Source organism: Bradyrhizobium sp. MI1.10 (genome assembly GCF_055811035.1).
The window spans coordinates 49572-75761 of record NZ_JBVVPN010000006.1 but is presented as its reverse complement, the minus strand read 5'-3'; the positions used below and the strand labels follow the sequence as shown (position 1 = coordinate 75761).

Here is a 26190-nt window from a genome sequence, read left to right as displayed (position 1 = left end):
ACCTTGACCCGTAAATGAGGGCCCGGCCGTGAAACCCGATACCTCGCAGCATCCCCAGGGCTCTTCGTTGAAAGTGCGGTGCTGCATCGTCGGCGGCGGACCGGCCGGCATGATGCTCGGCTATCTCCTCGGGCGCGCCGGCATCGATGTCGTGGTTCTGGAGAAGCATGCGGATTTCTTCCGCGACTTCCGCGGCGACACCGTGCATCCCTCGACACTCCAGGTGATGGACGAGCTCGGCCTGATCGACGGATTTCTGAAGCTGCCGCATCAGCGCTTGCAGAAGATGGACGGCCTGTTCGGCGGTACCCCCGTTCGCATCGCCGATCTCAGCCGCCTCCGCACCAAGTACCCCTTCATCGCCTTCATGCCGCAATGGGATTTCCTGAACTTCCTGCGCGAGGCCGGCCAGCGCTTCGCCTCGCTGAAGGTGATGATGAACACGGAGGCCGTCGATCTGATCCGCCGCGGCGAGACCATCGCCGGCGTGCGGGCGAATACGCCTGATGGCATCGTGGACATCGAAGCCGATCTCACCATCGCCTGTGACGGCCGGCATTCGACCGTGCGAGAGCATTCCGGCCTCGAGGTCGAGGAGATCGGCGCGCCAATGGACGTGCTGTGGTTTCGGGTCGGCCGCAAGGCGAACGAGACCGAGAACGTGTTCGCGCGCGTCGAGCCCGGCAAGATGATGATCACCTTCGACCGCGGCGACTATTGGCAGTGCGCCTATGTCATCGCCAAGGGACAATATGACGCGGTGAAGGCGAGGGGATTGCAGGCGCTGCTTGACGAGGTCGTCCGCATGGCGCCGATCCTGAAGAACGGCATTGCCGACGTGAAGAGCTTCGACGATTTCAAGCTGCTGACCGTTGCGATCAACCGCCTGAAGCGCTGGACGCAGCCGGGCCTGCTTCTCATCGGCGACGCCGCCCATGCGATGTCGCCGGTCGGCGGCGTCGGCGTCAATATCGCCGTGCAGGATGCGGTCGCGACCGCAAATTTGCTGGCGGACAAGCTGCAGCACGGCTGTCCGTCGGAGAACGAGCTCGACGCCGTGCGCCGTCGCCGCGAATTCCCGGTGAAGATGACGCAGCGAATGCAGATGATCGTGCAGAACAACATCATCAGCGGCGCCTTGCGAGGCGGCGACCGGCCGTTGAAAGTGCCGCTCATCGTGCGCCTGATCACCGCGCTGCCGTGGCTCCAGGGCATTCCGGCGCGCCTGATCGCGCTTGGCGTCCGGCCCGAGCACGTGCAGTCGAAGGCTGCGGCGGCACGGTAGCGCAAGGACCCGGTAGGGATAACGCGGCGTTAAATCGCGCTCAGGGCGTTGCCTGCGTACAACAGTTCAGATGGATTGAAGGCGCGCTGCTTGCCAATCCGGCGTCTTAACTGTCTTGATTCAAATTTGAGTAAGACCTGCGTGTGAGCGTGCACCCATCAAAGGACACGGGGTGTACCATGCGTACCAAGTTGATTGCCGCCTTCGCCTGCACGACCGCTCTGGTTTCGACGGGCGCCGCTTCCGCCGCCGATCTCGGCGCGCGCTACACGAAGGCGCCGGCCTATATGGAGTCGATGTTCAACTGGACCGGCTTCTATGTCGGCGGCCACATCGGCGGCGCATGGACCAACGAGCAGTTCATCAACAACGGGACCGGCGCGCCGTTCGGCGATCTGACCCTGGGGCAGGGCTACCGTCAGCGCAGCGCCGGCATCATGGGCGGCGCCCAGATCGGCTACAACTGGCAGGCCAACAACTACGTCTTCGGTATGGAAGGCACGATCTCCGGCCTCGACAACAAGGGCACGGTCGTGAACACGGCATTTGCTCCGGGCGGCAACGTCTTTGATTGGCGCGCCAATGTGCTTGCCACCGTCGTCGGTCGCGCGGGCTTCGCCGTGCAGAACAACCTGTTCTACATCAAAGGCGGCTATGCCGGCGTGAACAACCGTCTGTCGGTCACCGATACGGTCGGTCCGGCCACCGGTTCCGGCGGTCAAACCCATTGGGCCAACGGCTGGACCGTCGGTGCCGGCTGGGAATACGGCATCACCCGCAACTGGATCGTCGGCCTCGAATACAACTACGCAGCCTTCGCCAGCCAGACCTATCAACTTGGCGGCACGTCGGGCAACTACAGCTTCGATGCCAAGCCGCGCGACATCCAGTGGGCCGTCGTGCGCGCCAGCTACAAGTTCGACGCGCCAGTCATCGCCCGCTACTGAGTGGGTCAACGAACGACCAAGCAGCCATAAAAGACGATCACTACCCAAATTCAAAAGCCCCGGCATTGTCCGGGGCTTCTTTTTTGTGTGCAGGTTTATCGCGTACGATCTACGCCATCACCGAGAACCCGCCATCGACGGGCATCGCGGTGCCGGTGACGAAGTTAGAGGCGGACGAGGCAAGGAACACGGTAATGCCGGCGAAATCGTCGATGTCGCCCCACCGCCCCGCAGGCGTGCGTGCCAGCACCCGCTCGTGCAATCCCGATACCTGCTGCCGCGCACCGCGGGTCAGGTCAGTGTCGATCCAGCCCGGCAGGATGGCATTGACCTGGATGTTGTCGGGCGCCCATGCGTTGGCGCAGGCGCGCGTGTACTGAACGATGCCGCCCTTGCTCGCCGCGTAGGCCGTCGCGAAGCTCGCGCCGAAGATCGACATCATCGAGCCGATGTTGATCACCTTGCCGTTGCCGGACGCCTTCAGCGCCGGATAGGCCAGCTTCGAGCACAGGAAGGCGCTGGTGAGGTTGGTGTTGATCACCGTATTCCACTCGTCGAGCTCGAGCTCGTGCGGCGGCTTGCGGATGCTCATGCCGGCATTGTTGATGAGGATGTCGATGCGGCCGAGGTCCCCGACGACACGCTCGACCATCGCGGCGATGGCCGCCTTGTCGGTGACGTCGGTGGGAACACTGATCGCCTTCACGCCGCGTTGACTGAGATCGGCAACGGCGGCGGTAGATTTGGCTTCGTTGCGTCCGACCACGGCGATGTTGGCGCCGGCGTCGGCGAGGCCACGGGCCATGCCGAGCCCGATGCCGCCATTGCCTCCCGTGACGATCGCGACCTTGCCGCGGAGATCGAACCGACTGGATGTCATGCTGCTATTCCCTGGTTTCTTTTATTGGTTGCTCTGCCAGATCAGCACCAGCCCGAAGCCGGCCATGGCTGCGCCATAGCCGGCCCATTGCAACTGGTTGACCATGAAGCTCGATCGCGGCCACGCGACGGTGCCCGTGCCCTGCCCGATCCAGAGCAGCCCGACGGCAAGGGCAAACAGGCCTGCTACAAGCAGAAATCTGCGCATGCATTCCTCCCCATTGGTCCGCTCTGTCGTGCCGCAGCATGACGATAGCCGCGGCCCGAAAACTTGCCGGGAGACTAGCCGTAGCCGTGGTCGGGATACAATGGCTGCTGATGCAGGCCGCAGGGTGAATGCATGTCCACGCAAGGTCCGCTGAAGCACCGTACAACGAAAAAGCCCCGGCGATGCCGGGGCTTTGACGTCTGAAGATTAGGTCAGATCAGATCAGTACTTCGCGACGACCGGACCGGTCCAGTTGAAGCGGTAGACCAGCGAAGTCGAGATCGTCTGGTTCCAGGTGTTGGCGCGGATGTCGCGGCCCACAAGGACGTTGCCAGCATCGAACAGTTCGTTCTGGGTCTTGGCGTTGTAGAAGGCCGAGCGATATTCGGTCTTCATGAACCAGCCGGGCGACTGGATGCCGAAGATGTTCAGGTTGTTCTCGACGCCGCCGCCGACGAACCAGCCATTGCGGTTGTAGCTGTTGAGATGGATACCGGCGGGCACGCCGGCCAGGGTCATGAAGTTGGTCTGGCCGAAGTGAGCGCCCGAGTAACCGCCGTTGACGTAGGAGAGAACGTTCGGAGCGACCAGCCAGCCGAGGCGGACACCAGCGGCCCAGGAATCTTCCAGCTTCTGGTTGCCAGTGATGCCAGCGATCGGATCCTGGATGGTAGCACGGATGCTGCCGAACTGACCGTCAGCGAATACGCCGGCGACCCAGGTGCCGCTGAACTGCCAGTCGTAGCCGAGACCGACGGTGCCGAACCAGCCCGAGCCACCCTGGCGCTGATCGATCGTCAGGGGAACTGCGCCGACCGTGGTCTGCACGCGCTGGTCAGCGGCCGAGAGGCCGCCGCCGGCGCCGCCGAAGAGATAGAAGCCGGTCCAGCTGGCGACAGGCGCTGCCATCGGGGCCTTCACGTAGGGACGGGCGCCAAGGTCAGCGGCCGAGGCCGAACCGGTCATCGCGGCAACCGCGGTCAGTGCGAGCAAAATCTTCTTCATCTTAAAATCCCCAAGCTTTGGTCTGTCTGGCAGGCGCGAGCGCACTGAAGTCCGTGTCATCTGATGTCCCGGACTATACCTGCTTCTCTCCGAAATGCTGTTGCAGAGCAGGCACAGTTGCCGGGAAACGCCGCACGGCAAGGATTCCGAGTGTCGCTGTCGAAGTATACAATAATCCTGCATTATCAAAGTGATACGCCGAATTTTGCGATTTGTATCTTGGTAACTTCTCGTTAGTGAATCCGGCTTTGTCCGAAACGGAGGCAATCCTGCATCAGCCTGACTGGGTGAGTCGTTGGCCGAGTCGCGATGCGACGAGGCAGGGAATCACCGAAATCGAGGCGGACTGTTGGCAGGATGGTCGGGCAGGATCGGCGGGCAGGATCGGCGGGAAAGAGCGGTTGTCGTCCCCAAAAACAAAAGAGCCCCGGGCTTCATGCCGGGGCTCTGGATGGGATACGACCGGGTAGCGCTTGCGGATCAGACGTCCAGCAAATCGTCATTGGCGAATTCGGCCTTGTCCGAGATGAACGCGAAGCGCGCTTCGGCCTTGGTGCCCATCAAGCGCTCCACCGAATCCGCCGTGGTGTCGCGGTCGTCGGCGAGCAGAACCACTTTCAGCATGGTCCGCTTGGCCGGATCCATGGTGGTTTCCTTGAGCTGCGCCGGCATCATTTCGCCGAGGCCTTTGAAGCGATTGACCTCGACCTTGGCGTTGGCGTTGAACTCGCTCTTGATCAGCGCCGCCTTGTGCGCGTCATCGCGGGCGTAGACCGACTTCGTGCCGTTGGTCAGCTTGTAGAGCGGCGGCACGGCGAGGAAGAGGTGGCCTTCGTCGATCAGCCGCGGCATCTGCCGATAGAAGAAGGTGATCAGCAGCGAAGCGATGTGGGCACCGTCGACATCGGCGTCCGTCATGATGATGATGCGCTGGTAGCGCAAATCCTCTTCGCGATACTGCGCGAGCATCCCGCAGCCGATCGCCTGCACGAGGTCGGCGAGCTGCGTGTTTGCCGTCAGCTTGTCCTTGCCGGCGGACGCGACGTTGAGGATCTTGCCGCGCAGCGGCAGCACAGCCTGGGTCTTGCGGTCGCGCGCCTGCTTGGCGCTGCCACCGGCCGAGTCTCCCTCGACGATGAAGAGTTCCGAGCCGTCCAGACCGGCATCGCTGCAATCGGCGAGCTTCCCGGGCAGACGCAGCTTCTTGCCGGCGGTCTTGCGCGCGGTCTCCTTCTCTTGCCGGCGGCGCAGCCGCTCCTCGGCGCGGTCGACCACGAAGTCGAGCAGCCTGTTGGCCTGGTTCGGATTGCCCGACAGCCAATGGTCGAACGGATCCTTCATCGCCTGTTCGACGATGCGCTGCGCTTCGGCCGTGGCAAGGCGGTCCTTGGTCTGGCCCTGGAATTCAGGCTCGCGCACGAACACCGAGAGCATCACGGCTGCACCCACCATCACGTCTTCAGACGTAATGGACGACGCGCGCTTGCCCTGGCCGACGCGTTCGGCGTGGTCCTTGAGGCCGCGCAGCAGCGCGCTGCGCAGGCCGGATTCGTGCGTGCCGCCGTCAGGCGTCGGCACGGTGTTGGTGTAGGAGGAGAGGAAGCCGTCGGCATCCGCGGTCCAGGCCACCGCCCATTCGCAGGCGCCATGCGCGCCGTTGCGGCCCGACTTGCCGGAGAAGATGTCGGGATGCACCAGCGTGTCGGCATGGATCGCCGCCGCCAGATAGTCCTTGAGGCCACCGGGAAAGTGGAACGTCGCTTCCGCCGGCACGTCGTCGACGCCCTTGAGCAGTTCGGGCGCACAATTCCAGCGGATCTCGACGCCGCCGAACAGATACGCCTTCGAACGCGTCATCTTGAACAGGCGCTGCGGCTTGAACGCGGCCTTGGCACCGAAGATGTCGGTGTCCGGCTTGAAGCGCACGCGGGTTCCGCGGCGGTTGTTGATCTTGCCGAGATCCTCGAGCTTGCCCTTCGGGTGCCCGCGCTCGAACGTCATGCGATACAGTTTCTGGCTGCGCGCGACCTCGACCTCGAGCAGCGAGGAGAGGGCGTTCACCACGGAGATGCCGACGCCGTGCAGGCCGCCCGAGGTCTCGTAGACCTTGGAGTCGAACTTGCCGCCCGAGTGCAGCGTGCACATGATGACTTCGAGCGCCGACTTCTTCGGAAATTTTGGATGCGGATCGACCGGGATGCCGCGGCCGTTGTCTGTGACGGTCAAAAAGCCGTCCGCGCTCAACTCGACTCCGATGAAGGTCGCGTGCCCCGCCAGCGCCTCGTCCATCGAGTTGTCGATAACTTCGGCGAAGAGGTGATGCAGCGCCTTCTCGTCGGTGCCGCCGATATACATGCCGGGCCGGCGGCGCACCGGTTCCAGACCTTCGAGGACCTCGATGTCGGCTGCCGTGTAGTCGGCCTCGGCGCCGCCCGCGCGCGGGGCGGCCTTGGCTGCGCGGGGCTTCGGCTCATCGCCGCCGAAAAAATCGTCTTTTGCTTTGGGCTTCAACTGCTTGGACATATATCTTTATGCGCTTTGAGGGCCGCATGAGCGGCGAATCGGTTGGGCCGACTATGCCACTTCTGACCTTGAAAGGTTATCGCAGGGCGGGCCGGGCGGTGTGGTTGGGAGCCAATCCCGGCAATTTTACGCCGCAGCCCCACCAGTTCCCGGCAATGTGACGGTCCGGTCCGGTCTGGACCTGACTTTGTGACTTGATGTCACACAAGTCCTTGGCTTACCAGTCCTTTTCATCGAGCAGCACCTTCGGGCAGGGCGGAAAGGCTATTTTGAATGGAGCAGTTTGCGCACGCGCTGGCCGATTTCGTGCGCGCTCATCAGACGTGGGCAGCTCCCATCGTGTTCCTGCTCGCTTTCGGGGAGTCGCTCGCGTTCATCTCGCTGCTGATCCCGGCCTGGGGCGCGTTGGTCGCGATCGGCGCGCTGATCGGCGCGAGTGGCATCAGCTTCTATCCGGTCTGGATCGCCGGCGGCGTCGGCGCGGCGCTGGGCGACTGGGTCTCCTATTGGTTCGGCTATCGCTACAAGGAGAAGGTCGCCCAGATGTGGCCGCTCTCGCGTTACCCGGAACTCCTGCCCAAGGGTGAGGCCTTCGTGCGCAGCTGGGGCGTGCCGAGCATCTTCATCGGCCGCTTCTTCGGCCCCTTGCGTGCCTCCGTGCCGCTTGCAGCCGGCATTTTCGAGATGCCCTATTGGAGCTTCCAGGCCGCCAATTTCGTCTCGGCGCTGATCTGGTCGGCGGCGCTGCTGCTGTTCGGCGACGTGATCGCCAAGATCATGGAATGGCTCTGGCGGGTGGTGTGACAAGACGCACGGATTGGAAGGGTCGTGGAGAAACTTAAAAGTTGTTCTTTCCGAGAGTGCGGCTGGTAATTTTCACCTGCTAGTTGAGCTGCCGACCTGAGGGCCGAGCGCTCAGCATATGATCGTACGAATTTGTTCAGCTTTTCTGGCAGCATTGCTGCTCTCGTCGCCGTGCATGAAATTGCGTGCCGCCGAGTCACCGGATAGCGACGGTAGACCCGGCTGGATCGACCCGGGCTGGCGCCGAACGGTGGCCCGCGATGCCGTTAGCTTCGATGAGAACGGGCTCAGCACCGAGGTCTTCGAGTTCGAAATCAAGGCGCTCGACGAGAAGGGCGCAGCAGCCATCGCGCAGCAACGTTTTCAATACAACAGCTATTTTGACGATTTGACGTCAATCGAGCTTGCCACTCTCAAGGCAGACGGCGGCGTGGTCGCGGTGGATCAGCGCGCCATTCGCGATCAACCGGCATCGACAGATTCCTCATCGCCCTATTTCGACGAGGTGCGCGACAGGATCATCGCCTTTCCGCATGTTGCTCCCGGCGACAGCATCCGCGGGCGTCTGGTCTACAAGGCCAAGCAGCCGAGATTTCCGGGTGAGTTTGCGCGCTTTTGGAGCGAGCCGGCTAACCAGCCACCCGAGTTACTCGAAGTGACCGTTGACGGACCGGCATCCAGGCCGCTGCGGATAGCATTGCGCAACGTCGAGCACCATGAAGAGAGAGTGAACGATCGGATCATCCATCGGGTGCGTTTCCGGCAAGACGCGCCGAGACCCCGGCAGATCGACGAGGAGACTCTCGCGGGTGCAGAGCGTTTCGAGGTGAGCACGTTTGCTGACTATTCCGCTTTCGCGGCGACGCTGAACTCCCGCAACGCCCCCATGGCGCGACCGGATGAGAGGATTACACGACTTTCGCAGGAGATCGTCGGCGACGCCATCGGCGCACGCGCGAAGATCGAGCGCATCTACAATTGGGTGGCCCGTAATATCCGCTACGTCGGCATTGGCCTCGAGGACGGCGGCTGGACGTCTCAGCCCGCCTCGGCCGTGCTTGCGTCGCGCTATGGCGACTGCAAGGCGCATGCGACACTGTTCAAGGCGCTGCTCGCCGCCCAGGGCATAGAAGCCAATCTGGTCGCGGTGAACTCGGACGCAAGGTACACGCTCACCGAAGTGGCGACGCCAAATTTTGACCACGCGATCGCTTACGTCCCGGAGATTGACCAGTACCTCGATCCGACAGCCTCTCTCTTTGCCTTCGGATCGCTGCCGCCGGAGCTTGCGGGCAAGCCGGTCCTCAACATCGACAGAGGTGCCTTGGGCCGCATCCCCATGACCGAGCCGGCGCGCTTCCGGCTGGCCGCGGAAACGGACTACGTCCTTGGCAAGGACGGGAAGCGCGAGGTCCGGTCGATCCTGTCCGGGACAGGCGTCGGTGCACAATTAGGACGCGTGGTCGCGCAGGGCTTGGATGATGCGGATCGGCGGATGGCCGCCAGCCGGCTGATCGAGCAGGCCGGCCTGACCGGCACCGGTGATTATACTTACCCCAATCCGCGCGAGCTGACGGACAACTACGCCATCACGTCAACATTTCAGATCAGCAAAGCCCTCGAAGTTGATCGGCCCACGCGCGTCAGGATGTTGCCTTTGACGGATCCAAGGCAATCGCTCTTGCGGTTGGTTGCGCGCCAGGCGAGCGGGCGGCCGTTTGTTTGTCGGCCGATGGAATACCGCGAGGCCGCTTCGCTCACGATTCCCGAAAACACTTTCTTCTACGAAAAACCGGCGCCGGTCGTCTATTCGGCGACTTTCGAGGGCAGGACAGGCTACGGAGACGTTCACGGCCGGATTGACGTAAGTGGTACCATTGACCTCGATGGCCGAACCATTCGTTCCAACGCAGTTCTTCGCCTTACACTCGATGCGCCGGTCTGTCCGGCAGAGTTTGCTCCGGCAATCGAGAAAGGGTTCGATAAGCTTGACGAGTTCAAGTACGGGCTGATCGGCGTGACCTCGAAAGGCGGATCCTCGGTCATCGACGTCAGCGCCGACTTCAAGGACGGCGTGAGCGCATATCTTGCGCATGATTTTGAACGCGCGATGGAGCGCTTGAAGCCGCTGGCTGAAATCGGAAGCGCACGTGCGCAATTCTATCTGGGAGCGATGTACCGGAACGGAAGTGGGACTAAGCGCAATAGCGCGGAGGCCATCAAATGGTTTCGCCTGTCTGCCGAACAGGGCGATGCCTACGGCCAGGAGAATCTTGCGTACGTCTATGAGATGGGCCTGGGTACAGCTCGCGACGAGAAGCAGGCGGCCGACTGGTACGCCAAGGCGGCGGATCAGGGGAACGCTTTTAGCCAATCCCGACTTGCAGCTATGTACTGGGACGGACGCGGCGTTCCCCAAGACTTCTCTTTGGCTTTCGATCTGTTTTCGAAGGCGGCTGACCAGGGCTTGACGTTCGCGCAAACACGTCTGGGCCTCTTGCACATCAAAGGCGAAGGCGTGCCGCAGGATCTCGCCAAGGGTATATCCTTGCTGCGCAAGGCCGCTGATCAGAACGACGGGTTGGCCCAATACAATCTGGGGTGGGCGTATGAGAGCGGCACGGGCGTGTCCAAGGACACCCGGCAGGCGATCAAGTGGTACAGCAAGGCGTCCAATCTTGGAAACGGCCAGGCAAGCGCCCATTTATACGAGCTAACCCGCGCAGGTTCCTTTTGGGAGATTCTCTTCAGCCGGCTCGGCATGGCCAGGTGGTAGCGACGGCGAGTGCAGGCCAGCCGATCGAGCGCACCGGCCCCCTCTCTTGGCTACGGCAGCCCGGAATGACCGGTTCCAATACCTTGACGGCTCGCCGATCTGGCCTTATAGCCGCCCGCCATGATCAGCGCCGCGACCATTTTGTTCGCCCGCCGCCGCCGCTCTTTAGCGGTTTGGGCGGTCGATCGCGTTTGAGATCATCGTCTTTGCCGCTGGATCCGATCCGCGGCATTCTCTCTCCTGTCAGCGCGATCTGATCCGGCGGCCCCCAAGGAGGCCCAGCAGGAGACAACGATGTACACGCCACCCTTTTTCAAGCAAGACCGCGCCGCGAGCCTGAAATTTGCCGACACGCGCGGCTTCGGCACCGTGTGCGCCTTCGACGGCCACAAGCCGGTCGCCTCGCCAATTCCGTTCTATCTGACCTATGCCGCGGACGGCACCCCGCAGGCTGCCTTTCATGTCGCCCGTCACAATCCGCTGCTAAAGCTTGCGGACGGGACGAGCTCCTGGCTGCTCGCGGTCAACGGCCCCGATGCCTACGTGTCGCCGGACTGGTACGTCTCGCCGGATCAGGTGCCGACCTGGCTGTACCAGTCGGTGCATCTCAGCGGGCCGGTGCGGCTTCTGTCGGATGACGAGCTGGCGGTGCAGATCGACACGCTCAGCGAGAAGTTCGAAAACTGGCTGTTGCCGAAGACGCCATGGACGTCGGGCAAGATGACGGCCGGCAGGCTGGAAGCGTTGAAGAAGGGAATCGTAGGGCTGGTCATGGCGGTTGAAGAGGTCGAAGGCAGCTTCAAGCTCAACCAGCACAAGTCCGACGCCGACTATACGGCGATCGCCAATGCGCTCGGCGCGCAAGCCGGTGCCGACGCCAGGGAAATCTCGCAACTGATGCAGGACGTGAGGCCGGAGGCCTTCGCACCCGAAACCAACATGCTCGAAAGGAGCGCGCCATGACCTTTTCTGAAGCCAGCCTCGTTGACACCAAAAACGCCCCCAAGGCCGGCGCTGCGACGAAGCCCGCCACCGTCTTCGTCGACGGCGGCTCCGGCACCACCGGGCTCGGCATCAACGAGCGGCTGAAGCTCCAGGACGACGTGGTCGTGAAGACCATCGCCGAGGACAAGCGCAAGGATCCCGCCGCCAAGAAGGCGCTGATGGAGGAGGTCGACCTCGTCATCCTCTGCCTGCCGGACGATGCTGCCAGGGAAACGGTTGCGCTGATCGACAGCATGGGGCCGTCGGGGCCGAAGGTGCTGGATGCCTCGACCGCGTACCGGGTCGCGCCCGACTGGGCCTATGGCTTTCCGGAACTGACGCCGGATCAGGCTGGCAAGATCAAGGCTGCGAAGAAGGTCTCCAATCCCGGCTGCTATCCGACCGGCGCGATCGCGCTGCTGCGACCGATCGTCGATGCCGGCCTGCTGCCTGCGGACTATCCCGTCACCGTCAATGCCGTGAGCGGCTATTCCGGCGGCGGCAAGTCGATGATCGCGACTTTCGAGGACGGCAGCGCGCCGTCCTTCGAACTCTACGGCCTCGGCTTCGAACACAAGCATCTGCCGGAGATGCAGCTCTATTCGAACCTGACCCGGCGGCCGATCTTCATCCCTTCCGTCGGCAATTTCCGGCAGGGCATGCTGGTCTCGGTGCCGCTCCAGCTCGACACGCTGCCCGGCAAGCCCAGCGGCGCCGATCTCCACGCCGCGCTGGCAAAGCGTTACGCCGGCTCGAAATACGTCTCGGCGATGCCGCTTCAGAACGAAGCGACCAAGGGCGGCAAGCTTGAGCCGGAAGCGCTCAACGAGACCAATATGCTCGAGCTCTACGTCTTCGCCAGCGACAAACATCACCAGGCGGTGCTGGTCGCCCGGCTCGACAATCTCGGCAAGGGCGCCTCCGGCGCGGCCGTGCAGAACATGCGACTGATGTTGGGCCTTGCCGACGAGTAGCCGATCGAGCGTTGCTCGCGAGGCCAGCCCGGCGGACGAAGCGATGCTGCAACTTTCGGCCCGGCAAGACGATCCAGTGACGCCTGAAAGGAACGCGTGATGAGCTCGAAGAAGATCGGCATTCTCGGCGCCTCCGGTTACACCGGGGCCGATGCGGTGCGCCTGTTGGCGCGGCATCCGAATGCCGAGATCGTCGCGCTCACCGCCAACACCCACGCCGGCAAATCGATGGGCGAGGTGTTTCCGCATTTCTTCATGCTGGATTTGCCCCAACTCGTGGAATGGGAAGAGGTCGACTGGAGCAAGCTCGATGCGGTGTTCTGCGGGCTGCCGCACGGCACCACGCAGCAGATCATCGCGGCCGTGCTGAAGGCCAACCCGAAGATCAAGGTCCTCGACATGTCCGCCGATTTCCGGCTGCGCGACAAGGACACCTACGCGCAGTGGTACGGCCACGAACATCAGGCACTCGAGTTGCAGGGCGAAGCCGTTTACGGCCTGACCGAATTCTATCGGGAGAAGATTGCCGCGGCGCGGCTGGTCGCCTGTCCCGGCTGCTATCCGACGGCAGCGTTGTTGGCGCTGGTGCCGCTGGCGAAAGCAAATCTGATCGACGTCGATGACATCCTGATCGACGCCAAGTCAGGCGTCACCGGCGCCGGACGCGGCCTGAAACAGAACACGCTATTCAGCGAGGCGGGCGAGGGGATTTCGCCGTATTCGGTCGGCACGCACCGGCATGCGCCGGAGATCGAACAAGAGATCGGCGTCGCGGCGGGCGCGAGCGTGACCGTCAATTTCACGCCGCATCTCATACCGATGTCGCGGGGCGAGCTCTGCACGTCCTACGTCAAGCTCAATGGCGCGACGCCGGACGATTTGCGGGCCGCCCTCGAGAAAGCCTACGCGAACGAGCCGTTCGTGCATGTCGTCAAGAAGGGCGTGCTACCGCAGACCCAGAACGTACGCGGCTCGAACTATGTCCAGATCGGTGTCATCGCCGACCGGATCAAGAACCGCGCCATCGTGATTTCGGTGCTTGATAATCTGGTGAAGGGCTCGGCCGGTCAGGCGATCCAGAACATGAACCTGATGTTCGGATTTCCCGAGACCGCTGGACTGGAGCAGATCGCGCTGTTTCCCTGATCGGAGTGGCCGCCGTGGACCAAGGGACTCTGCAATTCTATCGGAGCAACGCCAGGTCCTATGCGGACTGGGCGAAGGCGCCCTCGACGCGGCTGCGAGGCTTTCTCGCTCTGCTGCCGTCCGGCGGCTCGATCCTCGAGCTCGGCTGTGGCGCCGGCAATCATTCGGCGGTGATGCTGGCCGAAGGTTTTTCGGTGCGCGCCACCGACGGCTCGCCTGAAATGGCCGAGATCGCGTCGCAGCGGCTCGGTCATGCCGTCGAGGCGATGCGGTTCGACCAGCTTGACGCGCACGAGGCCTATGACGGCGTCTGGGCCAGCGCCTGTCTCCTGCACGTACCGCGCGACGAACTCGCCGGCATCCTGGCGCAGATTCGTCGCGCGCTCAGGCCGTCAGGCGTGTTCTACGCCAGCTACAAGATGGGCGAGGGCGATGGCCGGGACAGTCTCGGGCGCTATTACAATTATGCGTCGCCGGAATGGCTCGAGGCGACCTACGCCAGCGCAGGTCCATGGATCACGCTGTCGTCGGACAGGAACGTGATCCAGAGCTTCGACGAGACGCCGGCGAACATGCTGCATCTCGTCGTTCGCAAGGCCTGATTTCAGACTACAAGGCCTGATCTCAAACCACCTTGAAGATCGCGACGGCCAGCACGGCCTGCGCGATGAAGCCGACGGTGAAGGCCAATGTGCGGAACACCGGGATCCCGAGCGCATAGACGATCAGATGCGCGACGCGGGACCAGAAATAGACGGCGCAAGCAAGCACCGTCCATTTCGAGGAATAGTCGATCGCGTTCAGGATCAGCACCAGCGGCGCGAACAGCACGAGGTTCTCGACGGCATTGTCATGCGCGAACATCAGACGGTTCGCCCATTCCGACTGCGGCTTGTCGGTGCGCGAGGGATTGGCCATCGCGCCACCGAGGCCGCGAATCTGGCAGCGGTTGATGGTGTAGGGAATCCAGAGGATTCCGGTCAGGACCACCGTCAGTGTCAGCCAGAACAATTCACGCGTCATAACCCGGTCCCCTCATCAATTTCTGCCGCAGGCGTGGAGCTTATACGAAAGCGCGGAAGATTCTGCTATGCGCGAACCCTGACATAGCTGCCGGGCGCGTCCTCGATCGGGGGAAACGCCTCGCTGCCGACCGTGCGGGCCGGGACTTCCTCGGGATCGAGTGCGCCCAGCCATTGCCGCCAGTCCGGCCACCACGAGCCCTTGTGCTCGACCGCGCCCTTCATCCACTCGGCGACATTGGCGGACTTCACGTTGTCGTTGGTCCAGTACTGGTATTTGTTCGAGGCGGGCGGATTGACCACGCCGGCGATGTGGCCCGAGCCGGACAATACGTATTTCACCGGACCGCCGAAGAACTGGGAGCCGTACAGCACCGATTCTGCCGGCGCGATATGGTCCTCGCGGGTTGCGAGATTGTAGATCGGCACCATGACCTTGGAGAGATCGAGCAAGGTGTTGTCCAGCACCAACGTGCCGGTCGAGAGCCGGTTCTCAAGATAGCAATTGCGCAGATAGTACGAATGGTTCGACGCGGTCATGCGCGTCGCGTCCGAATTCCAGTGCAGCAGGTCGAACGCGCTCGGCTGTTGGCCCTTGAGGTAATTGCTGATGACATAGGACCAGATCAAATCGTTGGAGCGCAGCATGTTGAAGGCCATCGCCATCTTCGAGCCTTCGAGCACGCCGGCCGCCTTCATGTCCTGCTCGAGGGATGCGATCTGCTCCTCGTCGACGAACACGAGCAAATCACCGGCATGGGTGAAGTCGACCTGTGCCGCGAAGAATGTCGCGGACGCCACACGCTGGCGGCGCTTCTCGGCGAGCCAGGCCAGCGTGGTCGCGAGCATGGTGCCGCCGACGCAATAGCCGGCGGTGTGCACCTTCATCTCGCCGGTGACCTTCTCGATCACGTCCATCGCCGTGAGCGGGCCTTCCTTCATGTAGTCTTCCCAGCTCTTGGCACCGAGCCGCTTGTCGGGATTGACCCATGAGATCACGAACACGGTGATGCCCTGATCGACGCACCACTTGATGTAGGATTTCTCCGGCTTGAGGTCGAGGATGTAGAACTTGTTGATCCAGGGCGGGATGATCAGGAGCGGCGTCCGCAGCACGTTCTCCGTCGCCGGCGCATACTGGATCAGCTGCATCATCTCGTTCTGGTAGATCACCTTGCCGGGCGTCGTCGCCATGTTCACGCCGACGACGAGATTGTCCGGATCGGACTGACGGATCTTCAGCGTGCCCTTGCCGGCGGCGATGTCCTCGGCCAGCATCTTCAGCCCGCGCGCGAGATTTTCGCCGCTGCTGGCCACCGTCGCGCGCAGCACTTCCGGATTGGTTAGCACGAAGTTGGACGGCGACATCGCGTTGGTGAGCTGCTGGACGTAGAACTCGGCCTTGCGGCGTGTCTGCGGATCGAGCCCCTCGGCGTCGCGCACAAGCTCCTGCGCAAATTTGGTCGTGAGCAGATAAAGCTGCATCACGAAATCGAAGAACTGGTTCGACTTCCATTCCGGATCGGCAAAGCGCTTGTCGCGCGGCGAGGGCGCGATCGCGGGCGGGGCGTCCTGACCGGCCATGCGGCGCGCCGCCGAGCCCCAGAGGTCGAGATAGTCCTTGGCGAGCTTGGTCTGGAGTGCGGAAGACCGCGACGTATCCGACAGCCAGTATTCGGCGACGGCGGTGAAGGTCTTGACGACCTCGGCTAGCTCGGCCGGCGGACGATCCTGCACCTCGCCGCTTTCGCGCGGCTTCAGGTATGCGGCGAGCGCCTTGCCGCCGCTCTCCATCGCCCGCGCGACATTCATCGCGAAGGTTTCCGCATCGAACTTCGTCTCGGGTTTGGGCGTATCGATCGTGGCCATACTCATGAGCAGAACAGTAACGATTCATTCCGTATTCGTCACCGCGAAGCTCGCATGTTTGGCGTTAAACACTCGCGAAGATGTGTTGCAGTGCGACAAATTTTCTTGGTTCCGTCACAATCGAGCCGCACCGCTCGGCTTGGTGGGTATCTGGGCTATTTTCTCGCTCGCACCATTTGGGCAGCAATGGTTTGAGCTTGGGCGCGGGCTTGGGTAAGGTTGCCCGGGGCCGTGCTTTGGGACGAAGTGGGGATTTCCCTAGTGTTGGCGTTGAGGGACCTGCAAAAGTCGCGGCGGATCTGTGGCGCGCTGCTGATGGTGGCGCTCGCCCTAGGCGGCTGCTCGAGTCAGCTTGCGGATATGACGCCTTCCGATGCGCAAGCGCATCCCAGGGAGGCCGGGAGCTATCTGCCGGTGCACGATCTGCCTCCGGATCGCGATCAGGCGGTCATCCCGCCGGACCAACGCGCCAAGATCGAGGCCGAGCTTGCTGCCGCGCGCGACCGTCAGGCGGTCGCCACCAAGGACGCGAAATAGGGCCCTGCAAGGTAATCGCTGGCGCCTCCGCCTCGCCGTGCTAAAAGACCTTAGTTCAGCCGAGAGTCAGGGCGAACGACTTCAGTCAACGTCGTCGATAATTGCTCTAAGTATTTGATCTTGAGTAATTTTCGCGAAGGACGCGGGCGCCTTCCGCCTGGTCTTTATGGCCTGTCGATTCTGTCCTGACCGGTTGCCCGGAGCCGAGAGAGCCATGGAAGAGTTTTACCGCATCCGCCGCCTTCCGCCTTACGTATTCGAACAGGTCAACCGGGCCAAGGCAGCCGCGCGGAATGCCGGCGCCGACATCATCGACCTCGGCATGGGCAATCCGGACCTGCCGGCGCCGGCGCATGTGCTGGAGAAGCTGAAGGAGACGCTGGGCAAGCCGCGCACCGACCGCTACTCGGCCTCCCGCGGCATCCCCGGGCTGCGCCGGGCCCAGGCCGGCTACTACGCCCGCCGTTTCGGCGTGAAGCTCAATCCCGACACCCAGGTGGTGGCGACGCTCGGCTCCAAGGAGGGGTTTGCCAACGTGGCGCAGGCGATCACCGCGCCCGGCGACGTCATCCTCTGTCCCAATCCGAGCTACCCGATTCACGCCTTCGGCTTCTTGATGGCGGGCGGCGTGATCCGCTCGGTGCCCTCAGAGCCGACGCCGCAATTCTTCGAGGCGGTCGAGCGAGCGATCGTGCATTCGATCCCGAAGCCGCTGGCGCTCGTCGTCTGCTATCCTTCGAACCCGACCGCCTATGTTGCGAGCCTCGACTTCTACAAGGACCTGGTCGCGTTCGCGAAGAAGCACGAGATCCTGATCCTGTCCGATCTCGCTTATGCCGAGGTTTATTTCGACGAAAGCAACCCGCCGCCCTCGGTGCTCCAGGTGCCGGGCGCGATGGACGTCGCCGTCGAGTTCACCTCGATGTCGAAGACCTATTCGATGGCTGGCTGGCGCATGGGCTTCGCGGTCGGCAACGAGCGCGTGATTGCGGCACTCGGCCGCGTCAAATCCTATCTCGACTACGGTGCGTTCACGCCGATCCAGGTCGCAGCGACCGCCGCGCTGAACGGACCGGACGATTGCATCAAGGAGATGCGCGACACCTACCGCAAGCGGCGCGACGCGCTGGTGGAATCGTTCGGCCGTGCCGGCTGGGAGATCCCGCCGCCGGAGGCGTCGATGTTCGCCTGGGTGCCACTGCCGGAAGCCTTCCGCAGCGTCGGCAGCATGCAGTTCGCGACCCTGATGGTGGAGAAATCCGGTGTCGCGGTCTCGCCCGGCGTCGGCTTCGGCGAGCATGGTGAAGGATATGTCCGTATCGCCATGGTGGAAAACGAGCAACGGATCAGGCAGGCCGCGCGCGGCGTGCGCCGCTTCCTTGAAAGCGGCATCGAAACGTTGCACAACGTCGTTCCGCTCGCCACTCGGCGTTAAGTTCTCTTCCGCAGGTTTTCCAAGGCATCATGGTTGCACCCCTGAAAGTGGGCATAGCGGGGCTCGGCACCGTGGGCGCCGAAGTTGTCCGTCTGATTGAAACGCAGGCGCGCGTGCTTGCCGGCCGCAGCGGCCGCGGCATCCGCGTCGTCGCCGTCACCGCGCGCTCGAAGGCCAAGAAACGCGGCGTCGATCTGCGCGGCGTCGAGTGGGTCAAGGATCCGCTTGCCCTCGCCACGCATCCCGGCATCGACTGCTTCGTCGAGCTGATGGGGGGCTCCGGCGATCCCGCCTTGTCGGCGGTCGAGGCCGCGCTCGCTGCCGGTAAATCCGTCGTCACCGCCAACAAGGCGTTGCTGGCAAAGCACGGCCTCAAGCTGGCAAAGGCCGCCGAAAAGCACGGCGGCGCGCTGAATTTCGAGGCAGCCGTCGGCGCTGCGATCCCTGTCATCAAGACGTTACGCGAAGGCCTTGCCGGAACCGGCATCAACCGGGTCTACGGCATCCTCAACGGCACCTGCAATTACATCTTGACCCGGATGGAGCAGGAGGGCCTGTCCTTCGCCGAATGCCTGAAGGACGCGCAACGGCTCGGCTATGCCGAGGCCAATCCGTCCTTCGACGTCGACGGCCACGATACCGCGCAAAAGCTCGCCATTCTCGCCAGCCTCGCTTTCGGCACGAAAGTTGCTCAAAGCGCGGTGTATGTCGAAGGTATCTCCTCCATCGCGCCGGAAGATCTCCGTGCCGCTGACGATCTCGGTTACCGGCTCAAGCTCCTCGGCGTCGCGGTTCGCACCGCCAAGGGCATCGAGCAGCGCGTGCATCCGACCATGGTTCCGAAATCCTCGTCGATCGCACAGGTGATGGGTGTCACCAATGCGGTCACGATTGATGGCGAGGGCATCCCGCCGATCACGCTGGTCGGCCCCGGTGCCGGCGGCGCTGCGACCGCATCCGCCGTCGTGGCCGACATCGCCGACGTCGCGCGCGGCATTCGCGCCAATCCGTTCGGCCGGCCGATTTCGCAGCTGCGCGATACCAAGAAGGCGCCGATGGAGCGCCATGAGGGCGGCTACTACATCCGACTTCTGGCACGCGATTTCCCGGGCACCGCGGCTGCGATCGCGACGCGGCTTGCGGAGCAGAAGATTTCGATCGAGTCGATCGTGCAGCGCCATCCCAATGGCGGCGCTGCGCCGGCAGACGGCAAGGCGGTCCCGGTGCCCGTCATCCTCATCACCTATGCCACGCACGAGGACGCCGTGCGCCGCGCGCTCGCGGCCGTGCAGAAGGACAAGGTGATCAGTGGGCGACCCCAGGTCATCAGGATCGAGAAGAACTGAGCATGACCCGGAAAAGTGTGAAGCGGTTTTCCGGAAAGGTCATGCTCCAAGAATAAGACACGGTTCGAACGAACTGTGGGTGTTACGAGTTGATGCGACGGAGATGTCCGTCCAAAACTGTTTCGAAGGAGTGAGCCGATGTCGACCCATATTTCAGTCCCGCCGCAAGCGTTGCTCGAGCGCATTCTCACGCTGGAGATCGTGCGTGTGACGGAGCGGGCGGCGGTGTCTTCGGCGCGTCTGCGCGGGCACGGCAACGAGAAGGCGGCCGACCAGGCCGCGGTGGACGCGATGCGGCGCGAGCTCAACAAGCTCCCGATCGAGGGCACCATCGTCATTGGCGAGGGTGAGCGCGACGAGGCGCCGATGCTCTTCATCGGCGAGAAGGTCGGCATGAACGCCGGCCCGCAGGTCGACATCGCCGTCGATCCGCTCGAAGGCACCACGCTGTGCGCCAAGAACATGCCGGGCTCGATCGCCACCATGGCGATGGCCGACGGCGGCACGCTGCTGCACGCGCCCGACGTCTACATGCAGAAGCTCGCGATCGGTCCCGGCTATGACAAGGGCGTCGTCGAGCTCGATGCGACACCGGCCGAAAACGTCCACCGCCTCGCCAAGGCCAAGGGCGTCAAGCCTGACGGCATCACCGTTCTCGTGCTCGACCGGCCGCGCCATGCCAGCATCATCGAGAGCGTACGCTCGACCGGCGCCGCCGTGCGCCTGATCACCGACGGCGACGTCGCCGGCGTGATCCACTGCGCCGACCCCGACAATACCGGCGTCGACATGTATCTCGGCACCGGCGGCGCGCCGGAAGGCGTGCTCGCGGCCGTGGCGCTGCGCTGCATCGGCGGCCAGATGCAGTGCCGTCTCATCCTCGACTCCGAAGAGAAGCGCGAACGCGCCGCCAAGATGGGCGTCAACGATCCCAAGATGATCTACGGCATCGAGGACATGGCGCGCGGCGACTGCCTGTTTGCCGCCACCGGCGTCACCACGGGCTCGCTGCTGTCAGGCGTCAAATTCCGCAAGGACGGCGTGATCGAGACCGAGACGGTGGTGATGCGTTCCGTCACCGGCACCGTGCGCTACATCAAGGCCGAGCATCGCGAACTGGCGAAGTTCCATTTGGACTAGTGTCAGCGACGTCCGCCTGCGTTCGTTCGGCGAATTTAGCCGGACGTCGTCGCATACAGCACCAGGATGGACATGATCCATCGCCTGTCTACTAAGGGCTGCGCGGCGCGGCCGGCATGAACAAGAACGCATCGCGCAAGGTCAGAGCGAGTTGGAGCGCTTTTTGGAGCTCACCAACTTCCTCAGCCCAAGGCAGCAAAAAAGCCCTCGCTGACGCAATGTCTCCGCTCGCGAGCGCGCGGCGCGCATTCGTGTCCGCCTCGGCATAGGCGTCGGTCGCGAGCATTTTGGACAGCTCTTGCGATACGCCGCCATCGAGGATTTCCAGGCGAGCTTCCGATACGTAGTGATCTGGCCGCAGCTCTATCAGGTTCTCTGACTTCGCCGGATCGAAAAGCCCGACCTTGCCCAGCATGATCAGAAGCGGGTGATTTCGCGCGAGAGATGACGGAATGATCTGGTCTTGAGCCTTCCAGCTCGGTCTTGAAGAGAAAAGAACGAAATGACCGGCCCGATCCGAAAGCGCGAGTTGCGGTGGAGCACCGCAACGTGACCGATGTTCTCGTCATCGTCTTTGTACACCGTCCCGCTCTCGATGTTTTTGTCGAGGCCATTTGCAATCAAATAGGACGAAGCGTTGGCAACACGAAGCGTGACGCCGCGTTGGTCGAGTCCGTCCACCTCAAATTCGATCTCGCGTCCGATGAATGCGGACAGTCCGACCGTATAGGCTCCGACGGTCTCTCCGGAACGGAAGGGAATGATTTCCATCCACGATCCGAACGGATGATCCGGAAACGGCTCGAACGAGCGGCGTGACTGCTCGAGCCACATCTCGGGCGAGCGGCCCACATTGCCGCGCTAGACGACGCCGAGACAGCCGGGAAGTGCTTCAAGCACGGCGCCGACAAAGGCAGTCGTAAGGCGCACACTCTCGGCGAACCCAAGCGCTTTCGTTTCTGAGTTGTCTTCGGCGGAGCCCATTGTCCCGACGACGAGGTGCGCGCGGTGGCGGCCGGCGGCGTGGAAAGCCTCCGGCCATACCCAGGAGGCTCGCTGCCATAGCTGCTGATCGTAGGGCATGGGTGCGGGCATCAAGAGGATGGTCATGAGATGATCGCCGACGCGGATGAACATCGGACCGTCGGTATCGTTACTTGGTGCGACTGGGCTGCGGTCCCACCGCAAGCCAGGATGACGAACGCGTAACGTCTCGATTAAAGATGCCTCGTCCGGAAGGCGGGCATCCTCAAGCAATATACATGCAACAGGGATGGTGGTCATGACAGATGCGCTGCACCCCGACTGGTTGAGACCCGTCACTTTGTTCATCTTGCGCGTGTTTGATGTGCGGGACTAGCGCTATTGTTGCACGGAAAGGATCATGCTTTAAAGCCTTTCATCTGAGACGAAGCCAGCCGGGGCGCGGAAAATCCGCGAAGCGAAACATGACCACGACATCCGATCTCTCCGCCGTCAAAGCCCTCGTCTTCGACGTGTTCGGCACAGTCGTCGACTGGCGCACCAGCCTGATCACGGACTTCATGTGGTGGGCGAAGGGCCGCGGCATCTCCGCCGACTGGACCGCACTCGTCGACGGCTGGCGCGGCATGTACATGGCCTCGATGGATGACGTGCGCAAACATCCCGAGCGCGGCTATGTGATGCTCGATGATCTGCATCGCCGCTCGCTGGAAAAGCTGGTCGCGCAATTTTCGATTCCAGGCCTGACCGAAGCCGATCTCGATCACCTCACCAGGGGCTGGCACCGCCTGTATCCGTGGCCCGACAGTGTCGCGGGCCTGACGCGGCTGAAGACGAAATTCGTGATCTCGCCGCTGTCAAACGGCAATGTCGCGCTGCTCACCAACATGGCGAAGTTCGCAGGGCTTCCCTGGGACCTCATCATGTCGGCCGAGCTGTTCGAGCACTACAAGCCCGATCCCGAAACCTATCTCGGCGCCGCGCGCCTGCTCGGCCTCAAGCCGGAAGAGGTGATGATGGTCGCCGCCCACAACGGCGATCTCGCTGCCGCGCAGAAGAACGGGCTGAAGACGGCTTTCGTGGCGCGACCGACCGAATACGGTCCGCTCCAGAAGGTCGATTTCGAGGCCACCGGCAATTGGGACATCGTCGCCAGGGATTTTGGCGGAATCGCCGACAAGCTCGGGTGCTAAGGTGGCTGCGACTTTGCAGAGGGCCAAGGCTCAGCCTCGCAGCACGTTCCACGGGGCGAAGGCGTTGTTGACGCCCTCGAGCGCCGGTCCGAGTTGCGGCACATGCCGCAGCAGCACCGATTTCATTCCGTTGTTGTGGATCCAGTCCAGACCGAAATTGGTGTAGACTTCCGCCCGGTAGTCATCGGTGAAGAACCGGTCGCTCTTGAGACGCCGCGATGCCATCAGGATGAAAATGCGGAAGGCGGTATCGCTGAAGCCAAAACCATCCGGCAGGTCCTCGGCCAATAGTCCGACCATCAGATCAACGCGATCGACGTCGCCCTTGTAGATCGCGCGCATCTTCCTGGCCGCGCCGGGGATGCTGGTGATTTCCTCGAATGTGTTGACCCGCTTCTTGCCGACCAGTTCGCGAAACCGATTGTAGCGCGGCACGCCGCGCTCGCGATCGCGCATGATATCGATGGCGGCCACGTCCAGCAACGGCTGGCCGTCTTTCGTGAACTGGCGCAGGAAGTTGGGAAAATTGTGGAGGCGAATGGCGCCGGGATGAGCGGTGCCGAAGGAGTGGAGCAGGTTGGCGAAGCCGTGAGTCTGCATGAACTTGCGGGAGGCGGGGCCCTGCATATGGACCAAATCGCTAGGGGTAATCTCTGCGCTATCGAGCCGCCGTACATCCATCTTTTCGGGGATCAGCGGGTGCAGGCGGTACACGGCGGTGAATTCCTCCGTCATCGCGTACGGCGCGCTGTGCTGATCCGTCGGAGAGCCGATGATACCAAAGGCGGCTTCGCTGTCCTTGCCGAGCACCGCGCGCAGCACCCGGCACGGGATCCCCGACCAGTTGGCGTGCATGCTGAAGTCCAGTGCGGGATGGCCGAGGATGCCTGGCGTCCATTCGACGGTGTGGATCTTGGCGATCAGGGCTGCGTTGATCAGGCGCGCATGCTGGAATAGCGCCTCGTCGTTCCAGGTCGGATACCGCGTCTTCAAGCCGTCGCAGATGACATTGTGCTCGCGTGCAAAGAGGTTGTGCAGCAGGCTGAGCCCCACCCACCAATTGTCATTGAAGCCGGTGAGATCGGCGCCCGGATGGACTGGATCGGCTGGAAGCATCCCATCATCGCCGACAGCGATCTTCCCATCTGCCCCGGAACGGATCTGCATCTGCCTCGCGCGGTCGCTGCCGTAGATCTGTCCGGCGTCCCACCAGTGCGAGTTGAGGTTGCGGAACGTGGGAGTCGCGCCGAGCCATGGTTCACGTGGCGTCTCGTCGCAAACGGTCCGACGGATCTTCATGCAGCCGTCGATCCGCTGATCCGCTGGCCATTCGTCGTTTGGCTTCAGCGGAATCTTGAACTCGTTTCCCGACTTAGGGGACCCATGGCTGAACCAATTATGGGTTTCGAACTGGATCCAGGCGGCGGCCAGCAGATTGAGGCTGGTCGCGGGAATGAATTCGCGGCGCGCCAGCAATTCCTCCGAGATCAAGCGCGGACTGGGTTCGAGCAGGTCGTCCAGGCTGCCCGGTACACATTCGGGCAGCGCGAAATTGCGTCCGAACCGGGCGCCAGCCATCCCCATGCGCGGATGGTCGAGGCTGTTGAACGAGCCGTCGGCGGAACGCCAGCGGTCATTGCCCGTGCTCCAGCGAGGCGATGTCGTGCCGTAGCCGGTATGGTGCAGATTGTGCTCACGCAGCCGGTCGCGGAACGCCGAGAGATTGGCAGCTCCGAGCAGGGTCGGCAGTTTGTCCCATGTGACAAAGAAGTTGACGGCCCGATAGACAACATCCGGGACCCATTGGAGCCGGTCACGATGGAAGACAAAACCATCGTTCTCGCGGGACATTGACGCTCCCAAACAATTCACGTCAATAAATGCGATCTGCAATTAGTAGCTGTAGTTCAATAACACCAAAATGTCCGCCTGCCAACGCCGCCGGAGACATTGCGGATTGCAATTGCTTGCCGGTCAGCCGGACAGCGGTGATCGTTCGGACGGCCCGGGCGGCGCGTGCGCCACCCGGACCTGATCCGCCGATTACAACGTCATCTGCATCGGTTCGGGATAATAGTGGAATCCTTCGCCGGCCTTGGCAACATGGCCATAGCCCGGCCAGGCGAAGTGATAGGACATCACGGGCGTCTTGTTCGCCGCAAGCATAGTCAGCAGCTTGACGCGCGACTCGGCCGCCTGCTTCGGGTCGGTGTCGTAGGAGAATTCCATCCGCGGCCGCTCGAGCAGCAGAACGGGATGGTGCGAGAGGTCGCCCATGAAGGCGAAGGACTTGCCGGCCGACGAGACCATGAAGATGGTATGGCCGACGGTGTGACCGGGCGCTGCGATCGCCTGAACGCCGGGCAGGAATTCCTGGCCATCCTTGAAGAACACGATGCGGTCGCGCACCGGCAGCAGGTTCTTGCGGGCGTGAACGACGAAATCCTTGGCGTCGCTGCCGAGCTTGCCTTCGTCGGTCCAGAAGTCGAAATCGGTCTGCGAGATGTAGATCTGCGCGTTCGGAAACAGCGGCTTGCCGCCGTCGTCCACGATGCCGCCGATGTGGTCGATATGCGCATGCGAGCAGACCACCGCATCGATGTCCCCAGGCTTGATGCCTGCCTCGGTCATGCTCTTCTGCTGCCGGCCGGTGGTGGCGCCGAACATCTTCGAGCTGCCCATGCCGGTATCGAACAGAATGAGCTTGTCGCCGGTGTTGACGATCGGCGAGTTCTGTTCGAGCACGACATTGTCCGGCGACAGGAAATTGTCGACAAGCATCTTCTTCACCTCTTCCTTGGGAACGCCGGTGAAGGTCCCGGAGGGGTCGCCGAGCGGCAGCGGTCCGTCGGAGACGATGGTGACTTCGGCATCGCCGAGAACGAAGCGGTGCCAGTAAGGCGTCTGGGTGCCGAGCTTGGGAGCGCGCGCCATCGCGCTGCTGCCGAGCATTGCGCTGGCACCAAGGCCAGCCCCGAGAGCGAACAAGGATCGACGTGAGACATCGATTGTCATGCGTTTCCTCCGCTTTTGTCTTTTGTTTTGCGCAATTGTTTGCGCGTTACATTCGGCCCGCGCCGATCGCCTCGCGTCAGCACGATCCGACCGCACGGCTGAATGCAATCAATGATTG

General features: G+C 62.8%; 24 protein-coding genes. 13 read left to right on the top strand and 11 right to left on the bottom strand.

Going from position 1 to position 26190, the window contains the following annotated elements:
- Window positions 1-28 precede the first annotated feature (28 nt).
- Window positions 29-1285, top strand: coding sequence for an FAD-dependent oxidoreductase (locus tag AC0L3K_RS08550; RefSeq protein ID WP_219680310.1), 1257 nt, complete (start codon window positions 29-31; stop codon window positions 1283-1285).
- Between the two features lie 179 nt (window positions 1286-1464).
- A complete protein-coding gene (locus tag AC0L3K_RS08545; protein WP_007591542.1) occupies window positions 1465-2232 on the top strand; it encodes an outer membrane protein in 768 nt (255 codons plus the stop codon).
- 109 nt (window positions 2233-2341) lie between these two features.
- Here the strand turns inward: AC0L3K_RS08545 and AC0L3K_RS08540 are convergent, their stop codons facing one another.
- The 4 genes from AC0L3K_RS08540 to parE form a co-directional block, all read right to left on the bottom strand.
- Window positions 2342-3112, bottom strand: a complete 771-nt coding sequence (locus tag AC0L3K_RS08540) for an SDR family NAD(P)-dependent oxidoreductase (RefSeq protein WP_473365757.1) — start codon at window positions 3110-3112, stop codon at window positions 2342-2344.
- Between the two features lie 21 nt (window positions 3113-3133).
- Window positions 3134-3319, bottom strand: a complete 186-nt coding sequence (locus AC0L3K_RS08535) for a hypothetical protein (RefSeq protein WP_007591540.1) — start codon at window positions 3317-3319, stop codon at window positions 3134-3136.
- Between the two features lie 222 nt (window positions 3320-3541).
- Complete coding sequence (locus tag AC0L3K_RS08530; protein WP_007591537.1) at window positions 3542-4324, bottom strand: outer membrane protein; 783 nt, start codon at window positions 4322-4324, stop codon at window positions 3542-3544.
- 480 nt (window positions 4325-4804) lie between these two features.
- Entirely contained in the window at window positions 4805-6847 is a 2043-nt protein-coding gene (parE, locus tag AC0L3K_RS08525) for a DNA topoisomerase IV subunit B (RefSeq protein ID WP_007591536.1), read from the bottom strand.
- 273 nt (window positions 6848-7120) lie between these two features.
- Here parE and AC0L3K_RS08520 point away from each other — a divergent pair, with 273 nt between their 5' ends.
- From AC0L3K_RS08520 to AC0L3K_RS08495, 6 genes are all read left to right on the top strand, one after another.
- Window positions 7121-7651: a DedA family protein gene (locus AC0L3K_RS08520; protein ID WP_354167694.1), complete on the top strand. Its 531-nt coding sequence runs from the start codon at window positions 7121-7123 to the stop codon at window positions 7649-7651.
- Between the two features lie 118 nt (window positions 7652-7769).
- A complete protein-coding gene (locus AC0L3K_RS08515; RefSeq protein ID WP_246648623.1) occupies window positions 7770-10427 on the top strand; it encodes a DUF3857 domain-containing protein in 2658 nt (885 codons plus the stop codon).
- A 294-nt stretch (window positions 10428-10721) separates the two neighbouring features.
- Entirely contained in the window at window positions 10722-11390 is a 669-nt protein-coding gene (locus AC0L3K_RS08510) for an FMN-binding negative transcriptional regulator (RefSeq protein ID WP_219680307.1), read from the top strand.
- Entirely contained in the window at window positions 11387-12385 is a 999-nt protein-coding gene (argC, locus tag AC0L3K_RS08505) for an N-acetyl-gamma-glutamyl-phosphate reductase (RefSeq protein WP_219680302.1), read from the top strand. The genes AC0L3K_RS08510 and argC (AC0L3K_RS08505) overlap by 4 nt, the downstream gene beginning before the upstream one ends.
- A gap of 99 nt (window positions 12386-12484) precedes the next feature.
- Window positions 12485-13531 (top strand): N-acetyl-gamma-glutamyl-phosphate reductase, encoded by a 1047-nt coding sequence (gene argC / locus AC0L3K_RS08500; RefSeq protein WP_007591529.1) that lies wholly within the window; start codon window positions 12485-12487, stop codon window positions 13529-13531.
- A gap of 14 nt (window positions 13532-13545) precedes the next feature.
- Complete coding sequence (locus AC0L3K_RS08495; protein ID WP_007591528.1) at window positions 13546-14133, top strand: class I SAM-dependent methyltransferase; 588 nt, start codon at window positions 13546-13548, stop codon at window positions 14131-14133.
- Between the two features lie 22 nt (window positions 14134-14155).
- Here the strand turns inward: AC0L3K_RS08495 and AC0L3K_RS08490 are convergent, their stop codons facing one another.
- Window positions 14156-14554 carry an MAPEG family protein gene (locus tag AC0L3K_RS08490; RefSeq protein WP_007591527.1) on the bottom strand — a complete coding sequence of 133 codons (399 nt, stop codon included), beginning with the start codon at window positions 14552-14554 and terminating at the stop codon, window positions 14156-14158.
- A 65-nt stretch (window positions 14555-14619) separates the two neighbouring features.
- Window positions 14620-16428, bottom strand: coding sequence for a PHA/PHB synthase family protein (locus AC0L3K_RS08485; protein ID WP_376707485.1), 1809 nt, complete (start codon window positions 16426-16428; stop codon window positions 14620-14622).
- Between the two features lie 255 nt (window positions 16429-16683).
- On the opposite strand from AC0L3K_RS08485, the gene AC0L3K_RS08480 reads away from it, so the two are divergent.
- From AC0L3K_RS08480 to glpX, 4 genes are all read left to right on the top strand, one after another.
- On the top strand, window positions 16684-16959 hold the full coding sequence (locus AC0L3K_RS08480) for a hypothetical protein (protein ID WP_035992760.1): 276 nt from the start codon (window positions 16684-16686) through the stop codon (window positions 16957-16959).
- 214 nt (window positions 16960-17173) lie between these two features.
- The gene (locus AC0L3K_RS08475) at window positions 17174-18394 is read left to right on the top strand and encodes an LL-diaminopimelate aminotransferase (RefSeq protein ID WP_018454429.1); all 1221 of its coding nucleotides are present in this window, start codon (window positions 17174-17176) and stop codon (window positions 18392-18394) included.
- Window positions 18395-18423: 29 nt separating this feature from the next.
- Window positions 18424-19740, top strand: coding sequence for a homoserine dehydrogenase (locus tag AC0L3K_RS08470; RefSeq protein ID WP_007591523.1), 1317 nt, complete (start codon window positions 18424-18426; stop codon window positions 19738-19740).
- Window positions 19741-19878: 138 nt separating this feature from the next.
- The gene (gene glpX, locus AC0L3K_RS08465) at window positions 19879-20880 is read left to right on the top strand and encodes a class II fructose-bisphosphatase (RefSeq protein WP_007591522.1); all 1002 of its coding nucleotides are present in this window, start codon (window positions 19879-19881) and stop codon (window positions 20878-20880) included.
- Between the two features lie 91 nt (window positions 20881-20971).
- Here the strand turns inward: glpX and AC0L3K_RS08460 are convergent, their stop codons facing one another.
- From AC0L3K_RS08460 to AC0L3K_RS08450, 3 genes are all read right to left on the bottom strand, one after another.
- Window positions 20972-21295, bottom strand: a complete 324-nt coding sequence (locus tag AC0L3K_RS08460; RefSeq protein ID WP_473365756.1) for a hypothetical protein — start codon at window positions 21293-21295, stop codon at window positions 20972-20974.
- A 2-nt stretch (window positions 21296-21297) separates the two neighbouring features.
- The gene (locus AC0L3K_RS08455) at window positions 21298-21651 is read right to left on the bottom strand and encodes a hypothetical protein (protein ID WP_473365755.1); all 354 of its coding nucleotides are present in this window, start codon (window positions 21649-21651) and stop codon (window positions 21298-21300) included.
- 90 nt (window positions 21652-21741) lie between these two features.
- Window positions 21742-22017 carry a hypothetical protein gene (locus tag AC0L3K_RS08450; protein ID WP_473365754.1) on the bottom strand — a complete coding sequence of 92 codons (276 nt, stop codon included), beginning with the start codon at window positions 22015-22017 and terminating at the stop codon, window positions 21742-21744.
- Between the two features lie 311 nt (window positions 22018-22328).
- On the opposite strand from AC0L3K_RS08450, the gene AC0L3K_RS08445 reads away from it, so the two are divergent.
- Window positions 22329-23057: a haloacid dehalogenase type II gene (locus AC0L3K_RS08445; protein WP_219680299.1), complete on the top strand. Its 729-nt coding sequence runs from the start codon at window positions 22329-22331 to the stop codon at window positions 23055-23057.
- 30 nt (window positions 23058-23087) lie between these two features.
- Here AC0L3K_RS08445 and AC0L3K_RS08440 read toward each other — a convergent pair whose 3' ends face one another.
- Both AC0L3K_RS08440 and AC0L3K_RS08435 read right to left on the bottom strand, forming a co-directional pair.
- Window positions 23088-24908, bottom strand: a complete 1821-nt coding sequence (locus tag AC0L3K_RS08440) for a peroxidase family protein (protein ID WP_219680296.1) — start codon at window positions 24906-24908, stop codon at window positions 23088-23090.
- A 192-nt stretch (window positions 24909-25100) separates the two neighbouring features.
- Complete coding sequence (locus AC0L3K_RS08435; RefSeq protein ID WP_007591519.1) at window positions 25101-26072, bottom strand: MBL fold metallo-hydrolase; 972 nt, start codon at window positions 26070-26072, stop codon at window positions 25101-25103.
- Window positions 26073-26190 lie beyond the last annotated feature (118 nt).

Excerpts from the sequence above, each read along its gene's own strand:
- AC0L3K_RS08520 (WP_354167694.1), top strand. The coding sequence starts at position 7,121 with ATGGAGCAGTTTGCGCACGCGCTGGCCGATTTCGTGCGCGCTCATCAG.
- AC0L3K_RS08510 (WP_219680307.1), top strand. The coding sequence starts at position 10,722 with ATGTACACGCCACCCTTTTTCAAGCAAGACCGCGCCGCGAGCCTGAAA.
- AC0L3K_RS08445 (WP_219680299.1), top strand. The coding sequence starts at position 22,329 with ATGACCACGACATCCGATCTCTCCGCCGTCAAAGCCCTCGTCTTCGAC.
- AC0L3K_RS08535 (WP_007591540.1), bottom strand. The coding sequence starts at position 3,319 with ATGCGCAGATTTCTGCTTGTAGCAGGCCTGTTTGCCCTTGCCGTCGGG.
- argC (WP_007591529.1), top strand. The coding sequence starts at position 12,485 with ATGAGCTCGAAGAAGATCGGCATTCTCGGCGCCTCCGGTTACACCGGG.
- AC0L3K_RS08450 (WP_473365754.1), bottom strand. The coding sequence starts at position 22,017 with ATGTTCATCCGCGTCGGCGATCATCTCATGACCATCCTCTTGATGCCC.
- AC0L3K_RS08470 (WP_007591523.1), top strand. The coding sequence starts at position 18,424 with ATGGTTGCACCCCTGAAAGTGGGCATAGCGGGGCTCGGCACCGTGGGC.
- glpX (WP_007591522.1), top strand. The coding sequence starts at position 19,879 with ATGTCGACCCATATTTCAGTCCCGCCGCAAGCGTTGCTCGAGCGCATT.
- AC0L3K_RS08435 (WP_007591519.1), bottom strand. The coding sequence starts at position 26,072 with ATGACAATCGATGTCTCACGTCGATCCTTGTTCGCTCTCGGGGCTGGC.
- AC0L3K_RS08455 (WP_473365755.1), bottom strand. The coding sequence starts at position 21,651 with ATGGAAATCATTCCCTTCCGTTCCGGAGAGACCGTCGGAGCCTATACG.
- AC0L3K_RS08490 (WP_007591527.1), bottom strand. The coding sequence starts at position 14,554 with ATGACGCGTGAATTGTTCTGGCTGACACTGACGGTGGTCCTGACCGGA.
- AC0L3K_RS08475 (WP_018454429.1), top strand. The coding sequence starts at position 17,174 with ATGGAAGAGTTTTACCGCATCCGCCGCCTTCCGCCTTACGTATTCGAA.
- AC0L3K_RS08515 (WP_246648623.1), top strand. The coding sequence starts at position 7,770 with ATGATCGTACGAATTTGTTCAGCTTTTCTGGCAGCATTGCTGCTCTCG.
- AC0L3K_RS08545 (WP_007591542.1), top strand. The coding sequence starts at position 1,465 with ATGCGTACCAAGTTGATTGCCGCCTTCGCCTGCACGACCGCTCTGGTT.
- AC0L3K_RS08460 (WP_473365756.1), bottom strand. The coding sequence starts at position 21,295 with ATGCTGGGCAAGGTCGGGCTTTTCGATCCGGCGAAGTCAGAGAACCTG.
- AC0L3K_RS08540 (WP_473365757.1), bottom strand. The coding sequence starts at position 3,112 with ATGACATCCAGTCGGTTCGATCTCCGCGGCAAGGTCGCGATCGTCACG.
- AC0L3K_RS08485 (WP_376707485.1), bottom strand. The coding sequence starts at position 16,428 with ATGAGTATGGCCACGATCGATACGCCCAAACCCGAGACGAAGTTCGAT.
- argC (WP_219680302.1), top strand. The coding sequence starts at position 11,387 with ATGACCTTTTCTGAAGCCAGCCTCGTTGACACCAAAAACGCCCCCAAG.
- parE (WP_007591536.1), bottom strand. The coding sequence starts at position 6,847 with ATGTCCAAGCAGTTGAAGCCCAAAGCAAAAGACGATTTTTTCGGCGGC.
- AC0L3K_RS08440 (WP_219680296.1), bottom strand. The coding sequence starts at position 24,908 with ATGTCCCGCGAGAACGATGGTTTTGTCTTCCATCGTGACCGGCTCCAA.
- AC0L3K_RS08530 (WP_007591537.1), bottom strand. The coding sequence starts at position 4,324 with ATGAAGAAGATTTTGCTCGCACTGACCGCGGTTGCCGCGATGACCGGT.